Source organism: Vibrio sp. 10N.222.46.A1, assembly GCF_041473595.1.
Classification (GTDB): Bacteria; Pseudomonadota; Gammaproteobacteria; order Enterobacterales; family Vibrionaceae; genus Vibrio; species Vibrio tasmaniensis_A.
Map to the genome: position 1 here is coordinate 1 of NZ_JBFRSN010000555.1, position 400 is coordinate 400.

The window sequence follows — 400 nt, forward strand, 5'->3', positions numbered from 1 at the left end:
AATTCTGTTAGCCGATGAACCGACGGGAAGTTTAGATGAGCGTAATGCAGAAGCGGTGATGCGTTTGCTGACCTCTTTGGCCCGTCAATTAGAATGTACCTTATTGCTGGTGACACACAGTGAGAAAGTTGCATTGCATATGGATGGCAGAATTCGCCTACAAGGAGGGCAACTGCATGTTATGGCCCGTAGTTAAAGCGCTACTTGGTCACTATCGACGTTACCCACTTCAGATTATCTTGGTATGGCTTGGTTTAACCCTAGGCGTATCACTTTTGGTTGGTGTTACCGCTATCAACCAACACGCCAAGCAAAGTTATACGCATGGCGAAAAACTCTTTTCGAATCCTCTTCCTTACCGTATTCGACCAAAACATAACGCGAATAAAATCCCGCAAGG

Annotated in this window: 1 protein-coding gene and 1 pseudogene; both read left to right on the forward strand. The window is 45.8% G+C overall.

All coding sequences use genetic code 11. The features are described from left to right. Positions 1–196 (forward strand): annotated as a pseudogene (locus tag AB4496_RS15835) (ABC transporter ATP-binding protein); the annotation flags it as partial. Further along, the coding region (locus AB4496_RS15840; RefSeq protein ID WP_372131330.1) for a hypothetical protein at positions 177–400 on the forward strand (224 nt) is incomplete at its 3' end. The pseudogene AB4496_RS15835 and the gene AB4496_RS15840, both read left to right, overlap by 20 nt.